The organism is Exiguobacterium sp. GL_137, assembly GCF_057834585.1.
In genome coordinates this window covers 178,537-203,881 of record NZ_CM174406.1, presented here as the reverse complement: position 1 = coordinate 203,881, position 25,345 = coordinate 178,537, and the positions used below count along the sequence as shown (strand labels likewise).

At 48.5% G+C, this 25,345-nt stretch carries 24 protein-coding genes; 14 read left to right on the top strand and 10 right to left on the bottom strand.

The window, feature by feature from the left end; all coding sequences use genetic code 11:
• Positions 1–28 precede the first annotated feature (28 nt).
• The 4 genes from AC3IRK_RS01200 to AC3IRK_RS01185 all read left to right on the top strand — a co-directional run bounded on the left by AC3IRK_RS01200 (position 29) and on the right by AC3IRK_RS01185 (position 3,686).
• Positions 29–685 carry an HlyD family secretion protein gene (locus AC3IRK_RS01200; RefSeq protein ID WP_131503230.1) on the top strand — a complete coding sequence of 219 codons (657 nt, stop codon included), beginning with the start codon at positions 29–31 and terminating at the stop codon, positions 683–685.
• Between the two features lie 12 nt (positions 686–697).
• Complete coding sequence (locus AC3IRK_RS01195) at positions 698–2,380, top strand: DHA2 family efflux MFS transporter permease subunit (protein ID WP_489170277.1); 1,683 nt, start codon at positions 698–700, stop codon at positions 2,378–2,380.
• Positions 2,381–2,502: 122 nt separating this feature from the next.
• Positions 2,503–3,039: a hypothetical protein gene (locus AC3IRK_RS01190; RefSeq protein WP_131503228.1), complete on the top strand. Its 537-nt coding sequence runs from the start codon at positions 2,503–2,505 to the stop codon at positions 3,037–3,039.
• A gap of 89 nt (positions 3,040–3,128) precedes the next feature.
• Positions 3,129–3,686 (top strand): nitroreductase family protein, encoded by a 558-nt coding sequence (locus AC3IRK_RS01185; protein WP_131503227.1) that lies wholly within the window; start codon positions 3,129–3,131, stop codon positions 3,684–3,686.
• Positions 3,687–3,891: 205 nt separating this feature from the next.
• Here the strand turns inward: AC3IRK_RS01185 and AC3IRK_RS01180 are convergent, their stop codons facing one another.
• The 3 genes from AC3IRK_RS01180 to AC3IRK_RS01170 are packed head-to-tail and all read right to left on the bottom strand — an operon-like array spanning position 3,892 to position 6,864.
• Positions 3,892–5,100: a CDP-glycerol glycerophosphotransferase family protein gene (locus tag AC3IRK_RS01180; RefSeq protein WP_131973425.1), complete on the bottom strand. Its 1,209-nt coding sequence runs from the start codon at positions 5,098–5,100 to the stop codon at positions 3,892–3,894.
• Between the two features lie 28 nt (positions 5,101–5,128).
• A complete protein-coding gene (locus AC3IRK_RS01175; protein ID WP_489170276.1) occupies positions 5,129–6,154 on the bottom strand; it encodes a ribitol-5-phosphate dehydrogenase in 1,026 nt (341 codons plus the stop codon).
• On the bottom strand, positions 6,151–6,864 hold the full coding sequence (locus AC3IRK_RS01170) for an IspD/TarI family cytidylyltransferase (RefSeq protein WP_026829555.1): 714 nt from the start codon (positions 6,862–6,864) through the stop codon (positions 6,151–6,153). The genes AC3IRK_RS01175 and AC3IRK_RS01170 overlap by 4 nt, the downstream gene beginning before the upstream one ends.
• A 326-nt stretch (positions 6,865–7,190) precedes the next feature.
• Between AC3IRK_RS01170 and AC3IRK_RS01165 the strand changes: the two genes are divergently transcribed.
• The 3 genes from AC3IRK_RS01165 (at position 7,191) to AC3IRK_RS01155 (ending at position 11,359) form a co-directional block, all read left to right on the top strand.
• Positions 7,191–8,939 (top strand): CDP-glycerol glycerophosphotransferase family protein, encoded by a 1,749-nt coding sequence (locus AC3IRK_RS01165; RefSeq protein WP_131503435.1) that lies wholly within the window; start codon positions 7,191–7,193, stop codon positions 8,937–8,939.
• Complete coding sequence (locus AC3IRK_RS01160; RefSeq protein WP_188005008.1) at positions 8,936–9,994, top strand: acyltransferase family protein; 1,059 nt, start codon at positions 8,936–8,938, stop codon at positions 9,992–9,994. Before AC3IRK_RS01165 ends, AC3IRK_RS01160 begins: the two co-directional genes overlap by 4 nt.
• Positions 9,995–10,162: 168 nt before the next feature.
• Positions 10,163–11,359 (top strand): MFS transporter, encoded by a 1,197-nt coding sequence (locus AC3IRK_RS01155; RefSeq protein ID WP_131973428.1) that lies wholly within the window; start codon positions 10,163–10,165, stop codon positions 11,357–11,359.
• 82 nt (positions 11,360–11,441) lie between these two features.
• Here AC3IRK_RS01155 and AC3IRK_RS01150 read toward each other — a convergent pair whose 3' ends face one another.
• From AC3IRK_RS01150 to AC3IRK_RS01140, 3 genes are all read right to left on the bottom strand, one after another.
• Positions 11,442–11,774: a hypothetical protein gene (locus AC3IRK_RS01150; RefSeq protein ID WP_131503222.1), complete on the bottom strand. Its 333-nt coding sequence runs from the start codon at positions 11,772–11,774 to the stop codon at positions 11,442–11,444.
• A 92-nt stretch (positions 11,775–11,866) separates the two neighbouring features.
• Positions 11,867–12,319 (bottom strand): DUF4385 domain-containing protein, encoded by a 453-nt coding sequence (locus tag AC3IRK_RS01145; protein ID WP_131503221.1) that lies wholly within the window; start codon positions 12,317–12,319, stop codon positions 11,867–11,869.
• Between the two features lie 45 nt (positions 12,320–12,364).
• Entirely contained in the window at positions 12,365–12,991 is a 627-nt protein-coding gene (locus AC3IRK_RS01140) for a TetR/AcrR family transcriptional regulator (RefSeq protein ID WP_131973429.1), read from the bottom strand.
• 108 nt (positions 12,992–13,099) lie between these two features.
• Here AC3IRK_RS01140 and kynU point away from each other — a divergent pair, with 108 nt between their 5' ends.
• Genes kynU through kynB form a run of 4 tightly spaced genes read left to right on the top strand, consistent with a single transcriptional unit; the run spans position 13,100 to position 17,266 of the window.
• A complete protein-coding gene (gene kynU, locus AC3IRK_RS01135; protein ID WP_131503220.1) occupies positions 13,100–14,377 on the top strand; it encodes a kynureninase in 1,278 nt (425 codons plus the stop codon).
• Between the two features lie 9 nt (positions 14,378–14,386).
• Positions 14,387–15,769, top strand: a complete 1,383-nt coding sequence (locus AC3IRK_RS01130; RefSeq protein WP_131503219.1) for an amino acid permease — start codon at positions 14,387–14,389, stop codon at positions 15,767–15,769.
• Between the two features lie 20 nt (positions 15,770–15,789).
• Positions 15,790–16,629: a tryptophan 2,3-dioxygenase gene (kynA, locus tag AC3IRK_RS01125; RefSeq protein ID WP_188005005.1), complete on the top strand. Its 840-nt coding sequence runs from the start codon at positions 15,790–15,792 to the stop codon at positions 16,627–16,629.
• Between the two features lie 13 nt (positions 16,630–16,642).
• Positions 16,643–17,266, top strand: coding sequence for an arylformamidase (gene kynB / locus AC3IRK_RS01120; RefSeq protein ID WP_131503217.1), 624 nt, complete (start codon positions 16,643–16,645; stop codon positions 17,264–17,266).
• Positions 17,267–17,312: 46 nt separating this feature from the next.
• Here kynB and AC3IRK_RS01115 read toward each other — a convergent pair whose 3' ends face one another.
• The 3 genes from AC3IRK_RS01115 to cydD form a co-directional block, all read right to left on the bottom strand.
• The gene (locus AC3IRK_RS01115) at positions 17,313–17,963 is read right to left on the bottom strand and encodes a cyclase (protein WP_131973431.1); all 651 of its coding nucleotides are present in this window, start codon (positions 17,961–17,963) and stop codon (positions 17,313–17,315) included.
• A gap of 165 nt (positions 17,964–18,128) precedes the next feature.
• Positions 18,129–19,847, bottom strand: a complete 1,719-nt coding sequence (gene cydC / locus AC3IRK_RS01110; protein WP_131503215.1) for a thiol reductant ABC exporter subunit CydC — start codon at positions 19,845–19,847, stop codon at positions 18,129–18,131.
• Positions 19,844–21,574: a thiol reductant ABC exporter subunit CydD gene (cydD, locus tag AC3IRK_RS01105; RefSeq protein ID WP_489170275.1), complete on the bottom strand. Its 1,731-nt coding sequence runs from the start codon at positions 21,572–21,574 to the stop codon at positions 19,844–19,846. Before cydD ends, cydC begins: the two co-directional genes overlap by 4 nt.
• A gap of 211 nt (positions 21,575–21,785) precedes the next feature.
• Here cydD and AC3IRK_RS01100 point away from each other — a divergent pair, with 211 nt between their 5' ends.
• The gene (locus AC3IRK_RS01100; RefSeq protein WP_489170274.1) at positions 21,786–22,268 is read left to right on the top strand and encodes an RrF2 family transcriptional regulator; all 483 of its coding nucleotides are present in this window, start codon (positions 21,786–21,788) and stop codon (positions 22,266–22,268) included.
• A gap of 11 nt (positions 22,269–22,279) precedes the next feature.
• Positions 22,280–22,672, top strand: coding sequence for a nuclear transport factor 2 family protein (locus tag AC3IRK_RS01095; protein WP_131503213.1), 393 nt, complete (start codon positions 22,280–22,282; stop codon positions 22,670–22,672).
• A gap of 48 nt (positions 22,673–22,720) precedes the next feature.
• Here the strand turns inward: AC3IRK_RS01095 and ypfJ are convergent, their stop codons facing one another.
• Positions 22,721–23,566 (bottom strand): KPN_02809 family neutral zinc metallopeptidase, encoded by an 846-nt coding sequence (gene ypfJ, locus AC3IRK_RS01090; RefSeq protein ID WP_489170273.1) that lies wholly within the window; start codon positions 23,564–23,566, stop codon positions 22,721–22,723.
• A 205-nt stretch (positions 23,567–23,771) separates the two neighbouring features.
• Between ypfJ and AC3IRK_RS01085 the strand changes: the two genes are divergently transcribed.
• Positions 23,772–25,298 (top strand): methyl-accepting chemotaxis protein, encoded by a 1,527-nt coding sequence (locus tag AC3IRK_RS01085; RefSeq protein WP_165871675.1) that lies wholly within the window; start codon positions 23,772–23,774, stop codon positions 25,296–25,298.
• Positions 25,299–25,345 lie beyond the last annotated feature (47 nt).

Here is a 25,345-nt window from a genome sequence, read left to right as displayed (position 1 = left end):
ACACGAAAGAAAGGATGCATTTCATATCATGAACATGAAAAAAGTATTATTGATTAACATTTTGACACTGGTTGTTTTAATCGGTGGAGGCGCGATCGGCTATTACTACTACGATCAGGCGACAAGTTATGTGAAAACAGACAATGCCAAGATCGACGGAAAAATGATTACAATCGCAAGTCCCGGTGCCGGTAAACTGACGGACTGGACAGCAAAAACAGGTCAAACGCTCGACAGTGACACAACGTTAGGTCACGTCATGATGGCACAAGCTGGTCAAAAACCGGTCAGCACGGCTGTCTCTATGCCAACTAAAGCAACGGTCGTTCAGTCGATGGCGACAGAAAACGGCGTCGTTGGTGCAGGAACACCACTTGCTTATGGTTTTAACTTAAATGAGCTTTGGGTAACAGCAAACGTCGAAGAAACAGAGATCGATGAAGTTAAAGTCGGACAAACCGTCGATGTTTACGTGGACAGCTATCCAGACACGACGTTATCCGGTGAAGTCGAACAAATCGGTATGACGACGGCTGGAACATTTTCGATGATGCCGTCTTCAAACGGAACGGCCAACTATACAAAAGTTGCGCAAGTCATTCCTGTAAAAGTTTCGCTTTCACAAGAAAAATCACTCGACATTCGACCTGGTATGAATGTGACCGTCCGCATTCATAAGGATTAAGGAGGGACGTCTATGTCTACGACCTTCCTCTTTGGATACATTGCCTTTATGGTTGTCACGATCATCGGTGTCAACCTGATTGTCCGGCGTGCACGTCCAGCCGTGGCCGGTGATGTTCCTCTTGACGACGTGCCCGACCATCTCGATAACGTTCCTGTAACGCCTGCACCGAAAGTGCAAGAGCGGACGCCGTTAGCGACCGCAGATATCAGTATTCCAAAAGTCTTGACGGTTCTCTTGATCGGGATGTTCATCGCGATTTTGAATCAAACGTTGATCAATGTCGCTTTACCTGTCTTAATCAATGATTTTAACGTCTCGACCTCGACGGCACAATGGTTGACGACCGGATTCATGCTCGTCAATGGTATCTTGATTCCAATCAGTGCCTTTTTGATGCGAAGTTATACGTTTCGTCAACTGTTCCTCGTTTCGATGACATTGTTCTTCTTCGGCTCCATCATTTGTTCGATGGCGATGAACTTTCCGGTCATGATGATCGGACGAGTCGTACAAGCAGCCGGTGCCGGTATTTTGATGCCACTCGGCTCAAACGTCTTCATGACGCTGTTTCCGCCGCATAAACGTGGAGCAGCGATGGGCATGCTCGGAATCGCGATGATTCTTGCTCCCGCAATCGGTCCGACGATTACCGGCTATGTCATTCAGAATTACGATTGGCATGTCATGTTTTACGGAATGGCCTTTTTCGGTCTTCTGACACTCTTACTGGGTGTCGCTTGGTTTAAACTCGTTCAGCCTTTATCCAAACCGAAATTCGATGCACTTGGTGTTGTCTTCAGCACGATTGGTTTTGGAAGTCTATTGTACGGCTTCAGTGAAGCCGGTAATGACGGGTGGGACAGCCCGCTTGTCATCAGCACGATTCTGATCGGTATCTTAGGAATCGCAGCGTTCGCCCTTCGCGAACTTTCAATGGATGATCCGATGTTGAATATCCGTGTGTTGAAAGTACCGGAGTTTTCGTTCACGCTATTCATCAATATCATCGTCACGATGGCGTTGTTCGGCGGGATGCTTCTGCTTCCGATTTACTTGCAAAGTATTCGCGGTTTCTCACCGGTTGATTCCGGTCTCCTGTTATTACCCGGATCATTGATCATGGGAATCACGGGTCCGATTGCCGGTCGACTATTTGACCGGTTCGGCATCCGACCGCTCGCTATTTTCGGATTGACGTTAATGACCTACGGAACGTGGGAATTGACACAACTCGATATGAATACCTCTTACAATTCGATCATGGGCATTTATATGCTTAGGTCGTTCGGAATGGCTTTCATCATGATGCCGATCATGACCGCCGGTATGAACGCCTTGCCGATGAAGATGATTCCACATGGGAATGCAACACAAAATACGTTGCGCCAGGTTGCCGGGTCAATCGGGACAGCGATTCTCGTCACAGTCATGACGCGGCAAACAACGGCTCATCTCGCAGATGATGCCAATCAGTTTACGACACTTGATCCAACTCTTTCACAGCATTTGAATGAGCTTGGACAACAGCTCGGTAGTCCGCAAGCAGCATCTGTCAGCTGGATGACGCAGTTGACGAAACAAGCCACAATCAGTGGAATCACGGATGCCTTTTGGGTGGCTACCGTCTTATCTGCTGTTGCCCTGATTTTGTCGCTTTTCATGCATGGAAAAAAAGAACCGAATCTCGATTAAGACTTTTCCAGGACCCGTTGACGGCACATCGTCAACGGGTTTTTAGTTGTTTGCCTTTGCACTTCTTTCCTAAAATCGCTACACTAGTGTCATTGAGTTTCATATCTAAAAGGAGATGCTGTATGGTTGCCTTTCTGCAATTTTATGCGTTCATCTTTGCCTGCTGTTTTGCCTGGCAAGTCGGACGCCCTTCATCCTGGTCTCAAAAGGTCACACGTGCCTTTTTAATCAGTATCAATAGTCTATTTATCTTTTTCCGGGCGTCCGTGTCCATCTTCCTGTTAATTGGACCGTTATTGCTTGTTTCTTACGTCTTATTTCCGAACTTATTATACTTCGCCGGACCTTTGTCCATCATCATCAGCATACTTGTCATCGGTCTGCTCGATCGGCTCGTCAGCTTCGTCATCCTGCCGATTATCCGTTCGTTCTTCCTGAAAAAAAACCGGATGATGCCGCAATTACTGGAAGCCGCCCTTTATACATGCTCGATGGGTGTGCTCCTGTACGTGAATTTGACAGTCGTACCCGGCGTACAGATTAACGTGATGATGGCCGTTTTCTTCGGCTTCACACTCTATTTTGCACATTACTTGTTTGCTTTATTCCGGATTCGCCAACTCAAGAAAAAAATAGCTTCTTCATCTGAAAAACGCTGATTCAAACCAGCGTTTTTTTAATTAACCGTTGACAATGATAATCGTTATCAATTATATTCTAAGAGTACTTACGTCAGGAGATGATCAATATGAACGCTCGACAACTGATTTTAGAACGACGGTCCGTCCGTGCTTATACCGATCAACCGATTCCAAATGAAATGATTGAAGAAATTCTCGAGGCTGCCATCTACGCCCCGACTCATAAATTGCGTGAACCTTGGCGATTTGTCCTTGCGAATGAAGAAAGCCAAGTCCGGTATGTCGATCAATTGATGCGTTTGCTTGCCCAGCGGGGGCAATTGGATCAAAAAACAGATGAACAGCGTCAGATGATGCGTCAAAAATTTGCTGAGGTCCCCGTTTACTTGACTGTTTTGTATGAAGTAAAAGGAACAGAAGATCAGCAGATGGAAGATTTGCTCGCGACCGCCGCCATGATTCAAAACGTTCAACTCCTCGCGACTGAACTGGGTTTAGGCTGTTGTTGGAAAAGCGGAAAACATTGGTTCACGGAGGAATATGCTGAAATGATCGGTGCTTCAGAAAGCGAACGTGTCGCAGGAGTCATTCAATTCGGCTGGCCTGCCTTGATTCCACCACTGAAAAAACGAACGGCTGCACGTGACAAGTTAACGCACTTCTAAATCGGTGCGCATTCTGCGAGCTACCCCTGCTCGCGCCAATCAAGCCCCATCATAATAGTTAAAGCGTTCATCTTTTCATTCCCTCCCCAAACGGAATCGTGAAAGATGGACGCTTTTTTTGATGTCTGATTCTGAACGACAAATAAAGGTGGCGGATTTAGTATCCACCACCTCTGTTCTGTTTCATCTGTTTCGATTCAATAAATCAAACGGTCTTCAGTTCTTCCGGACGCATCGATGCATCCGGGAGCGCTCCCGTCAAAATATGATTGACGATCCGTTTCGTCGCCTGTCCATCTTGATATGTGAAGAACCGGCCCGCGAACTTTTCAATCTGTTCGGGTTCAAACTGATTCGCCTTGATCCAGGAAATGACGTCATTGAATGACGAGACAATCGGTCCCGGTACAAATGATTCGTACGGAAAGTAAAAATCACGTTCTTCCTTATACGAGTTCAAATCGTTCACGAGGAAGATGATTGGTTTTTTCAGTAAAGCAAATTCAAAAATAACGGAAGAATAATCGGTCACTAAAATATCCGCCACCTGCATCAAGTCATTGATGTCCGGATAATCCGTCATATCGATGATTTGATTCGAAAACTCTGTCGGCACGACCGGTCGGTTCAAGACAAACGGATGCATCCGTAACAATAGAATATGATCCGGTCCCAGTTGTTCACGAAATTGCTGGAAATCGAGTTCCTGATCGTAATGCGCAGTTGTTTGTCCATTTCCACGGAACGTCGGCGCCAGTAAAATCAGCTTTTTCGACCGCCATTCGGGATACTGATCATACAGTTTATGCTCAATCTGCACTTGCCGCTCCCGGTTTAACAACTGATCCGTCCGGGGAACGCCAAACGGATGAATTCGGGTTGAATCCATACCAAAAGCTTCAGCAAACGGTGCGATGCAAGCCTCTCCCGAAACATAGACTTTCGAATAGTTCCGGTGTATATCCACCATTTTCAAATAATCGTCATCCGGCGAATAGGACTTATCGAGGACACTGTAACCAAATTTCTTGAATGCCCCACAGGCGTGCCACAGCTGGATGACTTCTGTTCCTTTACGTAACGTCGAGACATAGACGGGATAATAATAGTCATCAATAATGAAGTAGCGGGCCGTCGCCAGTTCGTATGTCGCACGCATCATGTGGAAGACGTACTTGGTTTGTCCCACTACATTTTGCGGGAAACGTTTCAATAAAAACACATACTGAAATCCGAGTTCACGACTTTCAAGTTCATCATAAACAGCGCGGAAGTTATCGACGAGCTTATCCGAACGATACGTCGCGAAGACGACTTTTTTTGTCTGTACCGGAAAGAACTTCGAGATCCAATACGTCACCACAAGCAAATAATGGACCGTTCGTCGCTGAATCAAACGCAGTTTCTGTTTCATAAGATCCCTTCTCTTTCCACTTTCATTCTTACATGCACCATTCCATGACGGTTTTACCGAAACGGTTCGTCAAATCACTTTCAAATGCTTGATGGATATCTTCGATTTGTCGAATCTGGAATACACCGGAAACCAGGTTGGACAAATAAGCTGGAATATCTGGATACTGCTGATACAATTCCATCGTCCGTGCGAAATCAGCCGGTGTACTCCGACTTGATCCATAGACACGTAATCCCTTTTCAAGAATCATCCGCGTGTTGACGGCGACCGGTTCTTCCGAAACGCCAAGCAATGCCATCGTTCCTTCAGGAATAATGTAATCAATCATCTGATTGATCGCATATTGACTGCCGATTCCACCCACACATTCGAATCCGTGATTAAACGAGACATCATCCGGAATTTGATCGATATGATACGTTTCATCCGCAAACGAGAAATAATCCAACTTCGATTGTGTTTTTCCGAAAACGAGCAATTTTGCTTTCGGATACAATTTACGTAACATCAAGGCTGTGATGAATCCGAGATTTCCGTCTCCCCAGACGCCAAATGTTTCACGGCGGCTGTGAGCAATCTGATCGAAGCGTGTCATGGCATGGACGGAGACACTGACAAGCTCCGTGAAAGCCGCGACTTCCGGATCGAGATCAGCCGGCACTTCGACGAGACGATCCGGTTTGATGAAGACATAATCCTGCATGTAGCCGTCATAACCGCTCGAGCGGAAACGGCTTGTCCGCAAGTAGTTTTCTCCGATAATGTCATCCGTTTCCGACGGTGTGTTCGGAACCATCGCGACCAACGTACCGATCTTAAACGTGCCTGACGGATCATGCACTACTTTACCGATACCTTCATGAATCATCGCCATCGGTAACTTTTTCGCTAACACTTCAGCACTGCGGCTACCCGTGAAGTAACGTTGATCCGCGTGACAAATCGATAGGAAAGTCGGACGAACGACGACCCGGTCTGAATTGAGTGACCGTTCGTCATACGTCACCTCGATTTGGCGTGGTGCCACGAGTTGATAGACTTGGTTAATCATTGGTGAATCCGCTCCTTCAGAATAGCATTGGCGATGCGGAGATCGTACGGTGTCGTTACTTTAATGTTGAACAATTCACCTGTGACGAGAGCGACCGCTTCACCTTTCAGCAAGAGAATCTTACATGCGTCTGTCAAAATTGCCCGCTCATCGGTTGATAATGCTTCGTAATGATTTTTCAGTTTCGTAATTTGGAAACTTTGCGGCGTTTGTCCCTGATACATTTGATCACGGACCGGAATATCGGAAATCGTTTTTCCGTCCGTCGAAGCGACAATCGTATCAATGGCTGAGATGACGGTGTCACACGCTCCGTATTCGAGTGCTGTCGAAATGTTTTCTTTAATGATCCGGTGTGTCAAGAACGGACGGACTGCATCATGTGTGACGATGACATCCTCGTCTGACAAACCGTTTTTATTTTCAATCCAGTTGATAGCTGCCATGATGGACTCGTTGCGGTCACTTCCGCCTGCCGTGATGACGATCCGCTCATCGGTCCCAATGTATTTCTCCAAGATATCGCGTGTATAGTTGATCCACGCCGTTGGAGTCACAATGATGATTTGATCAAAATCTTCGTGTAACAGAAATTTTTCCACGGTATGCACGAGGATCGGACGTTCTCCGATTGACAGGAATTGTTTAGGACGATCGACATTCCCCATTCTTGTTCCTTTTCCGCCAGCTAAGATTGCTGCATAAATCATCTTGTATCGCAAAGGACCCACCCAATAGACAATGGCGCTGCCATGGGTCACTTCGCTTCCCTCCCTTGTAAAAAAAGTTTTTTGTTGTTTCCACTTACCAGCGATGTGGGTATGTCTCACAATATGTCTTCTTTCGACGATTCTATCCACCTAAAGCAAAAAAAATAGATAAAGTTCTATTTTTTTTGCTTCATCACGATATAATGATGGGTGATTTCTAATATCACTATACTATGTTCGTGATGATTTTAAAAATCTGTCATTGTTGTGTAAATGCATTGTAATCATTTAAGCGAGGAGAGATTGTTTTGACAGAAGAAACACAGATGCCGATATTACAGGCACACGTTAACTATCTAGAACTGGCGGGAACAAAATTCCGCTTCGAGGCTCGTCTTTTCGGATTAACTGATTTCCTTCAGGCCGAACAGCTGCTTTTTGAGAATCCTGCTGTCCCTGAAGTCACAGAAGAAACACAACCGGAAGATGAATACATCCAGTCCGAGGCGCCGGCGGAACCGATCCCTTTAGAACGGGCTATCATTTTCCGTAACAAACGAAATAAACGGACATTCATTCTTCGTTTCCCGTTTGAAGGTGACTGGACAGAAGAAACATTCAGCGGAGAGCTTGATCTCAATCACCTGACCCCGACCGGGCGCCCGTTGCCGATGGGTTATTTCGATGCGTTCTTCGGAATCGTCCAAGGAAAATCAATTTTACATGAAGCTCCATTCGGTGATACACGTTCCTTGATTCCGATCATTTACCGTGTTGAAACAAAACATAGTAATGTCTTGCTCAAACTCGAATATGAACTGGTCGTCCAGTATTCAGAATACAGCAATACCCTAGGTTTTCATTCCCTTAAGCAAGGAGAGACGAAACGTTTTATCCGCTTGATTGAAAAATTCAACAAAGCGAAGAAGAATTGGCGGAAACGCGCGTTTAAATTCCGTCGCTTTACATTCAAGAGTATTTACAATGTCACGAAATGGACGCAACCGATCCAAGACAACAAAGTGGTATTTGCTTCGGATTCCCGAAGTGATGTCAGCGGGAATTTTGCCTATATCTTAAACGAAATCGAACGCCGGGATTTGAACCTTGACGTTAAAACGTTCTTCAAACCTAATTTGCAGTCCCGTCGCGATTGGCGTGACAAATTTACATTGCCGTATCATCTCGCGACGGCCAAAACGATTTTAGTTGATGATTTTTATCCGATGATTTATCCGCTCAGCATCCGGAAAGGAAGCGACCTTGTTCAAGTCTGGCACGCAGTCGGAGCCTTCAAGACATTCGGATACAGCCGTCTTGGCAAGCCGGGTGGTCCAAGTGCCAACTCGCTCAGCCACCGGAACTACACGAAAGCCATCGTCAGTTCGCATAACGTCGCCCGTCACTATGCGGAAGGATTCGGATTACGGGAGGATCAGGTCATCGCAACCGGAATTCCCCGGACAGATATGTTCTTTGACCAAACCTACATCGCCGATGCAAAAGAACGGATTTACGAAGAATATCCTGTCTTTAAAACAAAAAAAGTCATCATGTTCGCACCGACTTTCCGTGGGAACGGCGCGAAAAGTGCCCATTATGATTTCAGTCAACTCGATTTGGATGCTTTGTATGAAGCTTTCCATGAAGACTATGTCTTCGTTTTGAAGATGCATCCATTTGTCCGCCGCCGGATGGAGATTCCGGAAGTCTATGCTGACTTCTTCCTCGACTTGACGGATCATCGGGAAATCAACGAATTACTGTTCGTCTCTGATATTTTGATTACCGATTATTCATCGACGTGTTTTGAATTTTCACTGCTCGACCGCCCGATGTTATTCTTCGCCTATGATTTGGAAGATTACATCTCAAAACGTGACTTCTATTATGACTTTGAAGAATTCGTTCCGGGACCAATCGTCCGTACCTCGGAAGAGTTGATTGAACGGATTAAGAACGAAGATTTCGAGATGCAAAACGTCAAAGCCTTCGCGGAATACTTCTTCGAGCATCAGGACGGAAAGTCGAGCCAGCGTTTCGTCGATCAAATCATCCTTGGAGAAAACAAATGAATCCAACACCAAAACCAATGACCTTTTCCTATGATCATTGGCTCGGGAACTACAAAGTGCTACTGATTTTCATGGTCGTGTTCGGACACCTGATTGAAACGTTCCGTAATCTTGATGGAAACGATCCGGTCCAAATCGTCTACAACATCATTTATTTACTGCACATGCCGGCCTTCATCTTCATGAGCGGATATTTTTTCAAGGAAGTCAGACCAAAACGAATCTTTTCGTTTGTCGTCCTTTATTTCATCTGGCAATCGATTCATGAAGTCTATCTCGCTTATGTTAATGAAAAGACAGTCGATGGATTAGTGGATGGTCTCCTGCATCCGCTCGTTCCGAGCTGGACACTCTGGTACCTGCTCGGAATCATTATTTGGCAAATCGTGACACCGGGATTCCTGACCTTACGTTATCCGTTGTTGATCAGCATTGCGTTTGCTCTGCTGATTAATGCTAATCCGGGTTCGATCACGAACTTCCTGTCCTTACAAAAGGTCATCAGTTTTTATCCGTTCTTCTTGATGGGATATCTCGTCAAAGAACGGGGATGGCTCGCGGACGGACGGATTCGTGACCGGATGACGTCCCCCATCGGTCGTTTGACCGGATTACTCGTTTCTGTTTCCATCGCCATCGCTATGGCCATTTGGACAAAAAACGGATTCGATACGGTCTGGTTGTTCTACCGGGACACGTACGGTGAATTTGATGTCCCGGTACTCAAAGGCGCATTAATTCAGCTCTTTTTGTACGCGGTCAGTACCGTAATGATTTTTTCTGTATTAATGATGATTCCACACCGTTCCTTCGGTGGTCGGTTTGATCAAATCGGGATTCAGACGTTGGCGATCTATCTGTTACACTCGTTCATCGTCCGGCTGTTTCGGGATTCGGTTCCACCATGGATTGCCGAGTCGCCGGTGCTCCTGATCGGTTCATCCTTCTTGCTCGCCCTGTTCTTCGTTTGGATTTTATCGAGTCGTCCGGTTGTTCGACTGTTTCGACCGTTATTGTCACCAAATGTCAACTGGCTGTTCAAGAAAACATCGTAAACTTTTCTTCAAAAAAAGCACCTGATGCCAGGACCAGATCTCGCTTCTTGAGATTTGGTCCTTTTTGTATCGGTACGATAAAATTGACAGGATCTTTGCCTTGAAACTAAGATAGTAGAGGTTGCTATAATAAACGCTTACACAAGCGTGCAGAAAGAAGGGATCCCCTTGCAAGCGGATCAACGTAAAAAATTAACGGTCCTGATGATCAACATGTTCATCGCCGTCGGGAGCTTCGGGATCATCATTCCGATTCTGCCCGCTTACTTAGCTTCAATCGGTCAAGGCGGTACAGCTGCCGGTCTGATGATCGCGATTTTTGCCGGCGCCCAGCTCGTCATGTCACCGGTTGCCGGAAAATGGGCTGACCAGTACGGTCGCCGCAAGATGATCATTTACGGTTTGATCGGATTGACGTTATCGATGTTCGTCTTTTATTTCTCGAACTCGGTTACGATTCTTTACATCTCACGGGCCATCGGCGGTGTCGGTGCGGCGCTTCTGATTCCTGCAATCTTTGCCTATGTTGCGGATATCACGACGATGGATCAGCGCGCGAAAGGCAACAGCTTCGTCTCTGCTGCGATGTCACTCGGGATCGTCATCGGTCCCGGGATTGGCGGATTCCTCGCCGAGTTCGATCTGAAGTTGCCGTTACTTGTTTCGGCACTCGTCTCACTTCTAGCCGTCTTATTCAGTGTCATTCTTCTTCAAGAAAGTGACGTCCATGACGCGACGGCGATGGCGCCCGACGAAGGCTCCATGTGGAAAAAGCTTGGCGCATCGTTCCATAAGCCGTACTTCGTTCCGCTCGTCATCACACTCGTCATGAGTTTCGGATTGATGGCCTATGAATCAGTCCTCGGCCTGTTCGTCGACAACCAGTTTGGCGCCTCTCCAAAAGACATCGCCATCATGGTGACGTCGACCGGCATCATCAGCGTCATCGCTCAGATTTTCGTCGTCGATAAGTTATCACGCAGTCTCGGGGAAGGCAAAGTCCTGAACATCTTCCTGTTGATCGCGACGCTTGGCTTCTTGTTGTCACTCCTGACAGCAAGTTACGGCGGCTTCTTCGCCGTCACACTCGTCATCTTCCTTGCGACGTCGATCCTGCGTCCTGTTTTGAACACGATGATTTCAAAACTGGCCGGAAACGAACAAGGATTTGCGATGGGGATGAACAACGCCTACATGAGCATCGGAAACGTCCTCGGTCCGACACTGGCCGGACTGTTATATGATGTCAACATTCTTTACCCGTTCATGCTTGGACTTGTCTTCCTGGCCGTGACACTGATCGGATCTGTCATTTGGCAACGCCGTCAGTCCCGTTTGATTAAAAAGATTGAACAGACATCTTGATTCAGATGTCATAACAAAAGCAGGAGGTCGTCCGATTGGATTGTCGGAGAACCTCCTGCTTTTTTCATATGGTATGGAAACATCAGCCATGCAACGTCGTCCGGTCCCACCAAAGCGCCTGCAGGAAGCGGAGGGTTTTGACAAACGTTTCGACGACGAGCAATACAAGTAAAAATGCCGTGAATCGTAAATCAAGGACATGATTCAGGACTAGTCCTAACAGGAGCGTCGTCACGAAGACACGTCGTGTCAGCTCAATTGAAGATACCTCGAACGTCGTGACGATACTGAGTCCGATACTGTATACCAACAGGCCGACCAAGATGCTGACAGGGACGGTTTCCGTTGTATAATCGACTAGCAGATACATACTTATAATCAATCCGATCAAAGCTACCCAGTACGTGTATCGCATAGATGTTCCTCCCTTTTGATCACATCATAGCAAATTCTGAACCCTCGATTTTCAGTACCTCGAAACAGGCGAACGGAAAACTGAAAATCCTTTTATCCGTACTGTTTTTGATGAGCTTTCTTTAATTTTAAGTACTCTTCATCCGCCCGGATCAAATCCCATTTTTCTTGAAAGATTTCCGCGGATTTTGCTTTTTCCGGATCAATTTCCCGTTCGTTTAATTCACCGGTCTCTTTATTTTTGTATTTGCGTCCGCCTTTGTAATTCGTATAACGGCGTGCCCGCGTATGCCCCATTTGGATGAACTTTCGTGCCATGTCCATTCCGACGAAATCTCCGGCCTCTTTATAGTCGAGGTACATCTGATAAATCTTTTCGGAAGATTCTTTGGCAATTTCCGGCGTCTTGAACCGCCAGTGTGGTAGGATTTCCCCTTTATACGGTTCGACGAGCAACACACCCTGTTCGCCCCGGCCGACCCGGTATTTTTCCGGTTCCTTCCGAAAATCCGTCGTCTTGAAGTCCAAATCGTAATCAAATGCCATCTTCACCGCCTCCTTCTATTGAAAGATTCCCGGGAATGTCCGGCTTTAATCGTGTGGATACAGTCCGGTCGTATACACAGCGGTTAAGGTTTTAGCGATTTCCGCAATCGATGCCGTCGTCTCTTCCCGGACGACTTCGAACAAATACATTTCATTGGCGAAAAACCAGCCGCGTGCGACGAGTGTCGGATTCAAGTCCGGACGCGCCAGTCCCGCCGCTTGCGCATAGTGAATATCACGACTGATCCGTTCAATGAAGCGCTCGCGAATCTGTTTCCACTTCGTCCGGATGACATAGGATACCCCGATTGCCTGCTCGACGACCCGGAGCATCTCCCGTTCCTGTTCAGCAAGCTGTAAAAACGCCGTTGCCTGCTGCTCGATTTGCTTTTTGGCCTCTTCAGCTGTTCCGGGCTCAAACGGCTGTTCCGCTACTTGATGGAAACGATCCATGACGTCTTCCATCAGGACAATCAGCAGTTCATCTTTTCCTTCAAAATGGACATATGCCGTTCCATAGCCGACACCCGCCCGTTTGATGATTTGTGAAATCGTCGTTGTCTGAAAGTCATTTTCAAGAAAGACAGCCCGGGCTGCGACAAGCAGTTTTTCCCGGGTCCGGACTGTCCGCAAATGCCGTTTGTCCATTTTGGATTCATTTGATTTCACCATAATCAACCACCTCTCCTGATTCTCTATCCGATAATATTGACACAGTGTCAATTTGTTTGCTACGCTTTTGTCAAAATTGATTACTGATTCATTTAAGGAGGAACGGACATGGCATTGACCGCTAAGCGTGAAGAAGCAATCGAACGAGACGAACAGGATCGACTGGCCCCTTACCGGAACGAATTTTATCTGCAGGAAGGTTCGATTTATATGGATGGCAACTCGCTTGGCCTGTTGTCGAAACGGGCGGAAGCCACGTTACTCGAATCGCTCGCCGATTGGCGGGAACTCGGGATTGACGGATGGATGAAAGGTCGGCACCCCTGGTTTGACTTGTCGGAAAAACTGGCTGCCTTGAACGCACCGCTTGTCGGTGGACGTGCGGATGAAGTCATGGTGACCGGTTCGACGACGGTCAATCTGCACCAGCTGGTCGCGACCTTCTTTGCTCCGTCCGGACGACGGACGAAAGTTTTAGCCGACAGTTTGACGTTCCCGTCTGATATTTATGCGCTGCAAAGCCAGCTCCGGTTGCGCGGACTCGATCCGGCGGAACACCTCGTTCAGGTCGAAAGCCGCGACGGACGGTTTCTTGATGAAGCGGACATCATCGCCGCAATGACTGATGACATTGCCTTGATCGTTCTGCCGACCGTTCTTTACCGGAGCGGACAAATTTTAGATATGGAACGGCTGACCCGCGAAGCCCATGCCCGCGGGATCCTGATCGGCTTTGACGGCTGTCATTCCGTCGGCGCGATTCCCCATGCCTTTCATGACTGGGGCGTCGACTTTGCGTACTGGTGCAACTACAAACATTTGAATGGCGGTCCCGGTACGGTCGGTGGATTATTCGTCCATGAACGTCATTTCGGAACATTGCCCGGTCTGACCGGTTGGTTCGGTTCCCGTAAAGACAAACAATTTGATATGAATCATACGATGACACCTGCCGAAAACGCCGCTGCCTTCCAAATCGGCACACCACACGTTTTAAGCCTCGCCCCGCAAATCGGTGCGCTCGAGTTGTTTGCAGAAGTCGGCATCGATGCCGTTCGGACAAAATCACTGGCACTGACCGACTACATGATGGCGCTCGTCGATCAGGAATTGACGCCGTACGGCTTTGTAATCGGAAATCCGCGTGACGACACACGACGCGGCGCTCACCTGAGTCTCGAACATCCGGAAGCGGCACGGATTTGTAAAGCGCTGAAAGCCCATCAGGTCATTCCTGATTTCCGGGCACCGAATATTGTCCGCCTGGCCCCTGTTGCCTTGTATAATAGTTTTGAAGACGTCTATGAGGTCGTTTCGATTTTGAAAACGATCATGGACGAAAAACAGTACGAACAATTTAAGAACGAACGCGAAGTCGTCGCGTAAGGAGGCTTTATGAAAGAACATCCTACTGAATTACGGCGTGACTTAAAAACACGCCAACTGACGATGATTGCGATGGGCTGTGCGATCGGAACCGGTCTTTTCCTCGGAAGCGGTCTCGCGATCAGTCTTGCCGGACCGAGTGTTCTCGTCAGCTATGCAATCGGCGCTTTCATCGTCCTGCTGTTGATGGGCTGTCTTGCGGAAATGACCGTCGCCCATCCGACCTCCGGCTCATTCGGCACGATTGCTGAAATGTACATCAGTCCCTATGCCGGTTTCCTTGTCCGATATTCTTACTGGGTCGCCAATGTCTTGGCCATCGGCGTCGAAGTCAGTGCCATCGCCATCTACATGAAATATTGGTTCCCGGACGTCCCCGGTTACATCTGGATTTTCGTCTTCGCAGCGGCGTTGATTTATATCAATGCCACGACTGTCAATACGTTTGCGACGTTCGAATACTGGTTTTCTGTCATTAAAATCAGTGCCATCCTGATGTTCATGATTCTCGGTGCGTACCTGGTCTTCGGAAGCAATTCACCTGAGATTGGTCCCCAAAACTTCACGAATGACGGCGGCTTCATGCCGTTCGGTTTTTCCGGTCTTTGGATTGCCGTCTTCATCTCGCTGTTCAGTTTCCTCGGAACAGAATTAATCGCCGTCACAGCCGGCGAAGCAAAGGATCCGGATGTTGCCGTGCCGAAAGCACTGAAGGCAACGGTCTTCCGGCTGTCGACGTTTTACGTCATCACGATTGCTTTGATGCTCATGATCGTTCCGTGGCAACAGGCCGGCGGTGTCGATGAAAGTCCGTTCGTTAAGGTCATGGAAATGTTGTCGATTCCCGGTGCGGCCGGCATCATGAACTTCATCATCCTGACAGCTGCGTTATCGGCGATGAACAGTCAGTTGTACGCTTCAACGCGAATGATGTATTCATTGTCGAAAGCAACTTACGCCCCCCGGATCTTCAGTCGTCTGAATGCGAAAGGTGTGCCGCTCTTTGCACTCGCTGTGTCGACACTCGGCATATTCCTTGCTGCCGTCATCAGCAGTCAATCGAGTGTCTCCTATCCGTTCATGATGGGAATTTCGATGTTCGGGGCCATCTTCACCTGGTTCATGATTTTCATCTCCCATCTCTATTTCCGGAAAGCCTGGGAACGGGACGGTGGACGGAAACTGCCGGTCCGGATGATGGGCTATCCGTATTTGACGGCGCTCGGTGCCCTCTTGTTATTTGCACTGGTCATCACGACCTGGTTTACCGATTTCCAGATCGTCTTGAAGTTTGGTATTCCGTGGTTGATTTTCCTGACGATTGCCTATGTGTTCTGGAAACGCAACAACCCGCCGCAAGCGGATCAGACAAAACGTTCACAATCACTTTAACGTAAAGGGGAACGATTGGAATGAAACAGACGGATGCGACGAAGATTGAGGAAACGATTCAAACCGACTTTAAAAAAGACATGTCTTACGGAGATTATTTACAGCTCGACTCCCTTTTGACAAGCCAGCAACGGTTGTCGAATCATCATGACGAAATGCTGTTCATCGTCATTCATCAGACAAGCGAACTGTGGATGAAATTGATTTTACATGAGATGACCGCTGCCATTCAGGCAGTCGCCGACGATCAGCTCGAACGGTCGTTCAAGATGCTGGCCCGTATCTCAAAAATCCAACAACAGTTGATTCAGTCATGGAGTGTCCTCTCGACACTGACACCGGCTGAGTATCTTGAATTCCGTGACTCGCTTGGGCATTCGTCCGGATTCCAATCCTACCAAAACCGGCAAATCGAGTTTGCGCTCGGCTTCAAGAACGCCCAAATGCTTCGGGTCTACGAACACGAAACGGCGTTGTACGCTCAATTGAACGATGATTTAAAAACACCGAGTATCTATGACGAGACTGTCCGGGCGATGCATCGACGTGGCTTACAGATTGATGAGACCATTCTCAACCGGGACGTCACCCAGGACTGGGAAGCGAACGCGAGTGTCGAAGCCGCTTGGGCGACTGTCTATCAGGATGTCGAACAGTACTGGGATTTATATGAGCTCGGTGAAAAGTTACTCGATATCGGCAGCCAGCAACAAATGTGGCGCTTTAACCATATGAGCACCGTCGAACGGATCATCGGTCAAAAACCGGGAACGGGCGGTTCGTCCGGTGTCAGTTATCTGCGCCGTGTGCTCGACCACCGGTTCTTCCCGGAACTCTGGTCGGTCCGGACAAAACTTTGAGGGGGAACCTGATATGAACCGTTGGATAGATGTCTCACAACCGTTAACCTCGTCTGTTACGACATGGCCGGGTGATACGAAATTTAACTACACGATCAACTGGAGTAAAGCCGACACCGGCTCCGTCAACGTCGGCCAGGTGACGATGAGTCTGCATACCGGTACTCATATCGATGCTCCGTTTCATTTTGACGATGCCGGTCAAAAAGTCATCGATCTTGATCCGGATCTCTATATCGGTCATGTCCGCGTCATTTATCTGCCCGGCCGGACCGAACTCGTCGCAAGCGACCTTGATGCATTTGATTTAACCGATGTGCGCCGGCTGATCATCAAAACAGACGGTTGGGTCGATAAGTCGATTTTCCCGGAAACGATTCCGGTCCTGACGCCGAGTCTTGCCGAACGCCTTGGAGCACTCGGGATTGAATTAATCGGACTCGATTTACCGTCTGTTGACGCGATCGACAGTAAAGAGATGGCGGCCCATCATGCGCTCGCCGCTCATGGAGTTCACATACTCGAAGGGTTAGTCCTTGATACGATCACTCCGGGTGATTATCATCTCAATGCTGTTCCGCTTCCACTCGTCGACGGTGATGGCAGTCCCGTCCGTGCACTGATGCGACCGTATTAAAAAAAACTGACAGAACGCTCTTCCAAGAGTTTTCTGTCGGTTTTTTTCAGTTTTCCTTAACCGGTACGGGGAACAACACTTCTTCCGTCCGTTGCATGATCTGTCCGAGTACTTGCAGGGACGGACCGACCTCAAAATCAAGATCAAGGGAATGATTAGCCCCTTTTATTTGTTCCAGTACGAGGTTCGAGCTGCCGCACCGTTCCAACGCTTCCGGACTGAACTGACGATCGTGGTCACCGATGACGAGTAATCCATGATGCTGACTGTTCGCAATCGCTTCGACAATCGCCGGATCTTTTAAGAGTGGCGTCAGAAGGACAACACGCGCTTCCGGAAACAGTCCGCGGTGCATCATCGATACAAGCGGTACCGTTCCAAGCGATTTGGCAATAAAGTGAATCGTTTTATATGTACGTGAATGTAACACGTCCTCGATGACCGCTTCAATCCGTCTGCTCACCTCCGCATCTCCCTGTTCGTCCGGCAAGCTGAACAAGTCGTCCGAGACATACTGAATCTCAATCACGTTCACGCCCCGCTTCAATAACATCATCCGACTAAAGTAAAAGTATGGATGGTCATACGCATAACCTGCGCCGGACAACATAAAGCAGACCTCATCTGACTCGGAATAATAGTGATTATAGGCAATCGTTTGATCGTCCAGTTGTACCTGACAACGGCGAATCTCCATCAATGCTCCCCCTTTATTTTTTCCTTACTTTACCATCCGATAACGAAACCGTCCATTAAAATTCCATTTCCTTGTCATCGGAGCTTAAGACCACCGTTTAAAAATTTGTGATTCCTCAAAAAAAGCCACATCCGACACTCTGTTAGCGTGGATGTGGCTTTTGGTTCAGCGGACCAGTTGATCCGGTGCAAAGACCGACTGTTCGACTTGTTTTAAAGCATAAAAAGCACCTTGGTTGGCCATCAAATCAGCATACGTGCCGACTTCGATGATTTGGCCCTGTTCCATGACGACGATTTGGTCCATCGTCTCAAGACCAGCCAGCCGGTGGCTGACAAGCAACAGCGTTGAATCCTCTGCACGGGAAAACAGGTGGCGTAAAATCATCTGTTCCGTCAACGCATCGACCGATGAGGTCGGCTCATCCAGCAGATAGAGTGGTGTCTGACGCAAGAAGATCCGGGCAATCGCAAGCCGTTGTTTTTCACCGCCGGACAGGTTTTCCCCTTTTTCAAGCACCCTGTCGTCGAGTTCAAGTAAAGAAAGACCGACGTGTTTGAGTGCTTCCATCATCTGCTTATCCGTCGCTTCCCCGCTTGCCAGCTTCAGATTGTCACGAATCGTGCCGTAAAAGAAATGATTTTGTTGCAGGACGACATTCGTCTGTCGCCATAATGCTTCCGGATCAATTTCTTGACCGGATGTTCCTTCGATCCGGATCCCGTCGACCGGATACATCCGCAACAACAGTTGCAACAGCGTCGATTTTCCGGAACCGCTCGCTCCGACAATCGCCGTTTTACTGCCGGCAGGGAACGTCACGCTGACGTCCCGTAAGACAGGACGATCCTGACCCGGAAACGTGAAAGTGACGTGTTCCGTGCTCAGTTCCGGAGCCTGCGTCAATTCAAACGGACGGTATTCCGGTGTCGTTGTGGCTTCGACGACGTCATCAAGACGACGTGCCGCATGACGGCTGTCTTCAAAAAATCCGGGTAAAATCGCCATCGGTGCGGCATTTTCAAACACCGTCAACGAGGTCATGACCAGCAATGCGAGGAAAACGCCGTCGAGTTGTCCGTCAGCGACCAGATATGCCCCGAGTCCGAGGACAATCCAGGAAATAACCAACGTCGCCAGTGTATTCAATGCAAGGTTCGAGACCGCATGCAGTCCGTTGCGTTTTTCTTCCGCCACGTACCGTGCGGCAACGGCATTCAGCTCCGCTTCCTTGTTCCCGAGTTGCTGATAGATCTTTAAGTCACGATAACCTTGGAACAGTTCCGTCACTTCCGTCGACAGTTCCCCGCGTCGGGCCCGGACAGACCGGGCAAACCGTTGTTCCCGGTAGGCAAACCAGCCGGGAATGACGAATCCCGTCAAGATCAGACCAAACACGAGGACAAGCGCGACACTGAGTGAAAAGAAACTGACGAAAAAGATTGTACACAGAAAGACGAGCACTAAAATGATCGGTGGATAGACGACGCGCAAAAACGTATTTTGCAGACTTTCGACGTCCCCGACAATCCGGGCGAGCAAATCCCCGCTCCGGTACTTGGCAAAGATACCCGGTGCGAGTGGTTCCAGCCGTTTATAAAACGTCGTCCGCAAGTCACTGAGGATCGTAAACGTCGCCCGGTGTGAGTAATACCGTTCGGCGTACCGGCTGACAGCCCGCGTCAGACTGGAGATTTTCTGTAAGGCAATCAAAACGGCAAGTGTCTGAATCGGCGGCAACAGGGCGGCTTTTGAAATCAAAAAACCGCTTGCTGCGAACAAGCCGACTGCCGTGATTCCGGCCAAAACACCGAAGACGATCGAGAGCACGATGTCCCGTTTCTGGTGCAGCATCAAACGAAAAATTCCCATTAACTCTTTCATCGTGTCTCCTCCCCCCGTTGAACGGCACGCATCATCGCATATTCCGATTCACGTCCAAGTAATTCTTCATGTGTCCCCCGGTCGACAATCCGTCCGGCTTCCAGCACGACGATTTGATCCGACCGTTCAATCGTATGCAGACGGTGGGCGACAGTGATGACGGTCGCTTCACGTCCGAGACCAGTCATTGCTTCCTGCAACAACCGTTCCGTCTTCACGTCAAGACCGGTCGTCGGTTCATCAAACAAGATGACATTCGGTCGTTTCAGGAAGGCACGTGCTAACGCAACGCGCTGCTTTTCGCCGCCGGATAAGCCGCGTCCGCCTTCTCCGATTATCGTGTCGAGTCCGTTCGGCAACTGTCCGATCAATTCGGTCAGACCGGCGTCCGATGCCGCCTGTTCAATCGCAGCCCGCGATGCTTCGCGCAATTCACCGATGGCGATATTATCCGCCAGCGTCCCGGCATAGAGATACGGATGCTGCGAGATGTAGCTGAGCTGGCTGAACCAACTGGATTCCGTGATGGTCTGACGATCTTGACCGTCAAGCAACAGCTGTCCGTCCTGCGGATCGGCAAGGCCAGCCAGCAATTGGAGGACCGTCGATTTTCCGGCACCGCTGCGGCCGATCAAGGCAACCTTTTGATACGGTTCAATCGTCAAATTCAACTGTTCCATCGCAAACCGGGCATCGCGGTACGAAAACGCGACGTCTTTCAGTTCAATTCGCGGCGGACGGGCTGCCGGCAGTTCCGTTCGTCCGAAAGCGACATTCCGGTCGTCGTCCGTCAGTTCGGCCGCAATCTGTTTCGCGGCGGCGACACTGCCCCGTCCGGTATGGAAAGCAGCTCCCATCTCTTTTAACGCCAGATAGTATTCCGGTGCCAGAACCAACATCAAGAAGGCCGGCACAAAGGTGATGCTTTGGAACAAAATCAACCGTAAGCTGACTTCAAGCGCAATCATCCCCATACTGAGCATCGAGATGAATTCGAGCATCAACGACGACAGGAACGCGAGTTTTAAGACGGTTAACGTCGCATCCCGAAATTCGAGACTGCTTCGTTCAATCACGTCCTGCTGAGCTTTCGCCCGCCCGAATAACTTGAGCGTCGTCAATCCTTGTAACGTATCGAGGAACGTACCAGAAAAGGCATTCATCTTCTCAAGCTGCGTATCGGCCCGCTTTTGCGTCATGATCCCGATGACGATGTAAAACAACGGAATGAACGGGGCGGTAATCATCATGACCAGTCCCGTGACCCAGTCATAGCTGAAGGCGGCAATCAAGACCATCAACGGAACAATCGATGTCTGAATGACCTTCGGCAGGTACTGGCTGTAATAGCTGTCCATCTCATCGACGGAATCCATCAGGATACTGACCTTTTGTCCGGATTGTCCTTCAAGCATCGACTCGACAGAGTTTCGTGTGTATTTCGCGACGAGCGCCTGACGCAGATCTTGTTTGACGCGTGCCGCAAGACTCGTTCCGAGGCGCCCGTTCCAGTACGTGACGCCGACGCGCAGGACAAGCATCCCCAATAGGACACCGAGCAACGGAATGACTGCCGCGAACGGATCCCCTTGTAGAAAAATCCGGTCAACGATGATGACAATCAGATAGGATTGTCCGATGACGGCGACTCCCATCAGGACGGCGGCCAGCATCAGTTGTATAAAAATCGTACGCGGAATCGTAATAATTCCTTTGAGTGGATTCATAAGAAAACGTCCTTTCACTAAGTGTGAACGACTTTTAGTGAATATTTTCACATATCGTACATTCAGTATACCGAATCCATTCTGTTGATGCCACGGGTATGCTGTCGAAAAGGTGTGACGGTTTTGTGAGGGACCTTTTGTTGGACAATTGATTTATCCGGATGTATTATAGACAATAGTTATCCACGTTATACAGAAAGGAGAATGTTTCATGCAAATGAAGACAGGTGTTGAACAATCGGTGTATGCGATGCTCTTATTGACGTTTTTACCGGAGAAAGGTGTGTTGCCGGGCGAATTCATCAGTCAGCAACTTGGCGCTTCGCCAACCTACTTTCAAAAGTTGCTCCGGAAGCTCGTGAGTGCGGATCTGCTGATTTCTGTTCCCGGTGCAAAAGGCGGCTTCCGGCTCAAAGCGTCACCGGAGACGATTCGTGTGTTTGATATCTATGAAGCAATCGAGGGCAAACAATCCTTATATGCCTCAAGCGGTGTTTTCGAAGACTTGATCGGTATCCAGGATCAGAACATCTGCTTATTGTCCGACCTGATGGCAGAAGCGGAACAGTCGTGGCAATCGATACTCAAACGCGAGACGATCGACTCGATCCGCCGTGAAATTTATTTGAACTGTCCGCCCGATCATCTGACAAAACTGCAGAGTTTAATTGAAGAAAAAATGATTCGTAACTAAAAGGAGAATATATGATGAACACCACTACACTTGACCGCTATTTTGATTTATTTGATGCTTCCCGGACCGATGAAAAAGCTTTTGATGACTTGATTTCCCTGTTCTCGGACGAAATCACATTCGTCCTGAACGGACAGGAACAGCACGGTATCGATGCCTGGAAACAGTTCGTCCGGATGGTCTTTACGGCGAATCAGGATATTAAACACATGTATGCCGGATGGGTTCCATCAGAAACAGGAGATACGATGGAAACACGCTGGGCTGTTTGCGGGAAACGCGCGGACGGCTCTGTCTTCACCCAGGATGGAACCGACATCGCCCGGCTCAATGCGGATGGAAAGATTGTCTATCTCGCCAACGTTCCCGATGATACGGCGATGTTTAACCAATACAACGATTAATCGAAAACAGGCATCACTTCGTTATGAAGTGGTGCCTGTTAATTATGCTTATAAATTCTTCACTTTGAAGGTATCGCCGCCTTCAATCGTTCCGTTATCAAATCCTTTTTGGAACCATCGTTCGCGTTGAGCCGATGTACCGTGTGTAAAGCTTTCCGGTACGACATATCCTTGCCCTTTTTTCTGCAATGTATCATCTCCGACAGCATTCGCCGCTCCAAGTGCCTCTTCCAAATCGCCTTCTTCAAGCAGATTTTGTCCTTGTGCATGGTTGGCCCAGACACCCGCATAGTAATCCGCCTGCAATTCAAAGCGGACCAGGTATTTGTTGAACTTCTCTTCGCTCATCTTTTGACGAAGCGGCATGATTTCGTCTGATGTCCCAAGCAACGTCTGAACATGGTGCCCAACTTCGTGGGCAATGACATACGCCATCGCGAAGTCTCCCGGTGCCCCGTATTTATTTTGTAACTCATCATAAAAACTTAGATCAATGTATAATTTCTGATCCCCCGGACAATAAAACGGTCCGACTGACTTTCCGGCTTGTCCACACGCTGAACTGACCTGATCGGTATATAAAACGAGCGTCGGTTCTTTATATGTCATACCGTCCTGTTTAAATTCCTTTGTCCAGACTTTTTCCGTATCCGCTAAGACAACGGATACAAAATCAGCCGCTTCTTTTTCTTTGGCCGTTTCCTGGTACTCGCCTTGACTGTCGCCTTGTGAATCGGACAATCCTCCGAGGATGTCGGCCGGATTCCCGCCCATCAACGTGACGACGATTAAAATGATGATCCCGAGTCCGCCTCCGATCCCGGCGACTCCTTTTCCACCCATGCCCCGTCGATCTTCGACGTTCGAACTTCTTTCTCTGCCCTTCCATTTCATACACGGTTCCTCCTACAAGTCTCAATGCCCTTCTATACCCCATATCTTGTCTGTTTAGGCATGAATTTCTATTTTAAAATTTAATTTTGTTTTAAGTATCTTGAAGCTAAACAATCTTATTTTCCCGACCGATAGTCGTATACGTTTAACATGTTTACTCGTGATTTGTTTCACTTTCTATTAGAAAATGGGGGAATTTTATTTTATGAAACGTCGGAATCAACTTATGCTTTGGATCAGTTTTCTTGTCGTCACTTTATCGTTCATTGTCCATGGTTTACACCGGTTCACCGACTTTGCGGAAGGTTATCAACTCATCCGGGGAAACGTAACAGCCGCTTCACCCACGACACTTGCCTGGATTGCTTTGTTACCGTTTGTCTGTTGGATTGCTTCTGCCGTTCTCTACCGGATTCGACCAGACAGTATAATCGTTGCGCTTCTCTTGACATTGACACTGACGTTTTCCAGTATGTCGATCGTCGCCGGCGGCAATGGACTGGTCGAGTATCATTTTTCAATTTTCATGGTCCTGGCGTTGATTGCTTATTTCCGCCGGATTAACTTGATTCTCGTCAGCACCATCCTTTTCGCCTTGCAACATTTCGCCGGCTTCTTTTTTGCCCCGTCCCTGATTTGCGGAACGACCGGTTACCCGTTCAGCATTCTGATGATTCATGCCGTCTTCTTGATTTTGACGAGTGTGGCTCTGATTATCCAGATTGCCGTACAAAATCAGGAACGATCCGTCTCCTTGAAACGAGAAACGGAAGCCACGACGCTGATTACGAATGTCAGTCACCAAATCGAAGCACTTGTCGGTAATTTAAAAACGAATACGAAACACTTACAACAGGCAGCTGTCCAGTCCGTCGAAGCAACGAACCAGATCGCGACAGCGATTGCACCGATTGTTCAGTCCGCTGACGGTCAGCATCAATCGATGCAACAAGGAACGGATCAGTTGCATCAGGTCAATACGTCCATCGCATCGATCCAATCGAAAATGGCACAAACCGTCACGACGACGGAACATATGACGAAACGCGCGTTGACTGGAAACGAGGAGATGAACCTGATGGACCGCCGCGTCGAAGAGATGGTCGAATCAACGAACGGTCTGCACACTTCCGTCACGGCAATGGCCAGCCGGTCGGATAAGATTCAAAAAATCCTCGCCAGTCTGGAAGCCATTGCCGGCCAGACGAATCTATTGGCATTAAACGCTGCGATCGAAGCGGCACGTGCCGGGGATGCCGGACGGGGGTTTGCCGTCGTTGCAACGGAAGTCGGGCATCTCGCTGTTCAGTCCCGCAGCTATGCAAACGAAGTAACGGAAGTCCTGCAGGCCCTGATTGCCGATACCGATCAAATCAAAACGACCGCCGCCGGTTATACGAAAACACTGGCTGAAAATCAGGAAATGACGAGCCGTGTCCGTCAGACATTTTCTGATATCACGCAACTCGTACAGGAAGTCGAACAAAGTATCAGCTCCATTCAAACCGCCCGTCACGGGGTCGGTGTCCAGATGCTCGACATCGAACAGCGGATGGAGACGACGCGAACCGCTTCCCTCGAAGTCCGCCACGGTATCGAATCGACTGCCGTTTCACTCGAACAACAAACGACCGTCCAGCATGAATTTGAAACGATGACGGAATCGCTCAGTACAATGACCGTTTCCCTTGAGCAGCTTGTTGATGAATTAACTCAACATGTGGACCGCTAAAACATAAGTTCCTCCCTTAATCGGCAGGAACTTTTTTTGATTCTTCC

Bases quoted from the DNA above. Each gene is read 5' to 3' on its own strand.
- AC3IRK_RS01200 (WP_131503230.1), top strand. From the start codon at position 29: ATGAACATGAAAAAAGTATTATTGATTAACATTTTGACACTGGTTGTT.
- AC3IRK_RS01195 (WP_489170277.1), top strand. From the start codon at position 698: ATGTCTACGACCTTCCTCTTTGGATACATTGCCTTTATGGTTGTCACG.
- AC3IRK_RS01190 (WP_131503228.1), top strand. From the start codon at position 2,503: ATGGTTGCCTTTCTGCAATTTTATGCGTTCATCTTTGCCTGCTGTTTT.
- AC3IRK_RS01185 (WP_131503227.1), top strand. From the start codon at position 3,129: ATGAACGCTCGACAACTGATTTTAGAACGACGGTCCGTCCGTGCTTAT.
- AC3IRK_RS01180 (WP_131973425.1), bottom strand. From the start codon at position 5,100: ATGAAACAGAAACTGCGTTTGATTCAGCGACGAACGGTCCATTATTTG.
- AC3IRK_RS01175 (WP_489170276.1), bottom strand. From the start codon at position 6,154: ATGATTAACCAAGTCTATCAACTCGTGGCACCACGCCAAATCGAGGTG.
- AC3IRK_RS01170 (WP_026829555.1), bottom strand. From the start codon at position 6,864: ATGATTTATGCAGCAATCTTAGCTGGCGGAAAAGGAACAAGAATGGGG.
- AC3IRK_RS01165 (WP_131503435.1), top strand. From the start codon at position 7,191: ATGCCGATATTACAGGCACACGTTAACTATCTAGAACTGGCGGGAACA.
- AC3IRK_RS01160 (WP_188005008.1), top strand. From the start codon at position 8,936: ATGAATCCAACACCAAAACCAATGACCTTTTCCTATGATCATTGGCTC.
- AC3IRK_RS01150 (WP_131503222.1), bottom strand. From the start codon at position 11,774: ATGCGATACACGTACTGGGTAGCTTTGATCGGATTGATTATAAGTATG.
- AC3IRK_RS01145 (WP_131503221.1), bottom strand. From the start codon at position 12,319: ATGGCATTTGATTACGATTTGGACTTCAAGACGACGGATTTTCGGAAG.
- AC3IRK_RS01140 (WP_131973429.1), bottom strand. From the start codon at position 12,991: ATGGTGAAATCAAATGAATCCAAAATGGACAAACGGCATTTGCGGACA.
- kynU (WP_131503220.1), top strand. From the start codon at position 13,100: ATGGCATTGACCGCTAAGCGTGAAGAAGCAATCGAACGAGACGAACAG.
- AC3IRK_RS01130 (WP_131503219.1), top strand. From the start codon at position 14,387: ATGAAAGAACATCCTACTGAATTACGGCGTGACTTAAAAACACGCCAA.
- kynA (WP_188005005.1), top strand. From the start codon at position 15,790: ATGAAACAGACGGATGCGACGAAGATTGAGGAAACGATTCAAACCGAC.
- kynB (WP_131503217.1), top strand. From the start codon at position 16,643: ATGAACCGTTGGATAGATGTCTCACAACCGTTAACCTCGTCTGTTACG.
- AC3IRK_RS01115 (WP_131973431.1), bottom strand. From the start codon at position 17,963: ATGGAGATTCGCCGTTGTCAGGTACAACTGGACGATCAAACGATTGCC.
- cydC (WP_131503215.1), bottom strand. From the start codon at position 19,847: ATGAAAGAGTTAATGGGAATTTTTCGTTTGATGCTGCACCAGAAACGG.
- cydD (WP_489170275.1), bottom strand. From the start codon at position 21,574: ATGAATCCACTCAAAGGAATTATTACGATTCCGCGTACGATTTTTATA.
- AC3IRK_RS01100 (WP_489170274.1), top strand. From the start codon at position 21,786: ATGCAAATGAAGACAGGTGTTGAACAATCGGTGTATGCGATGCTCTTA.
- AC3IRK_RS01095 (WP_131503213.1), top strand. From the start codon at position 22,280: ATGATGAACACCACTACACTTGACCGCTATTTTGATTTATTTGATGCT.
- ypfJ (WP_489170273.1), bottom strand. From the start codon at position 23,566: ATGAAATGGAAGGGCAGAGAAAGAAGTTCGAACGTCGAAGATCGACGG.
- AC3IRK_RS01085 (WP_165871675.1), top strand. From the start codon at position 23,772: ATGAAACGTCGGAATCAACTTATGCTTTGGATCAGTTTTCTTGTCGTC.